1 pseudogene is annotated in these 543 nt (G+C 70.0%); it reads right to left on the bottom strand.

Going from position 1 to position 543, the window contains the following annotated elements:
• Positions 1-543: pseudogene (locus tag ACYVPE_RS40010) on the bottom strand (transposase); the annotation flags it as partial.

Here is a 543-nt window from a genome sequence, read left to right as displayed (position 1 = left end):
GGTGAGGGGCTTTTGCCAGTGCTGGGCGCCCCACTTGGAGGTGTAGGCCGGGTCGACGGCGACGATGGTGATGCCGAGTTCGGCCGCCATCGACACCAACCGGGCCCGCAGCCTGGAGGTGGGCATGCCGCAGATGAGCTTGCGGAAGCGTGTGCGGCGGCCGTGCTTCTCCCGGGTCTTCTCGGCACTGAAGTCGAGGTCTTCGATCGCGATGGCGAGGCCGTGGCGATTGGCCCAGTGCAGCAAGCGGATCAGCGCGTGGCGGACCTGCGCGTCGCGGTGGTCGGCGGTGCCGGTCAGGTCGTAGCCCAAGCGCAGCGGCTGGCCGACGGGGTTGCCGTGGGCATCCAGGCGCCAGGCAGCCAGATGGTCGGCGTTCGTGTCCACGCCGATCAGGCCGCCCGCACGGGCTGCCGCCAGTGGCACGGTGGTGACCGGTGGAATGGTCCAGGACGCGGTCAGATACCAGCGGCCCCGCACGGTGTCTTCGTGGATGCGGTAGGCGACGGCCCGGTTGGCACTGACACGGTCACGCCACTGCTC

The sequence above is a fragment of the Streptomyces mayteni genome (genome assembly GCF_054783955.1).
This window is presented reverse-complemented; position numbering and strand designations above follow the sequence as displayed.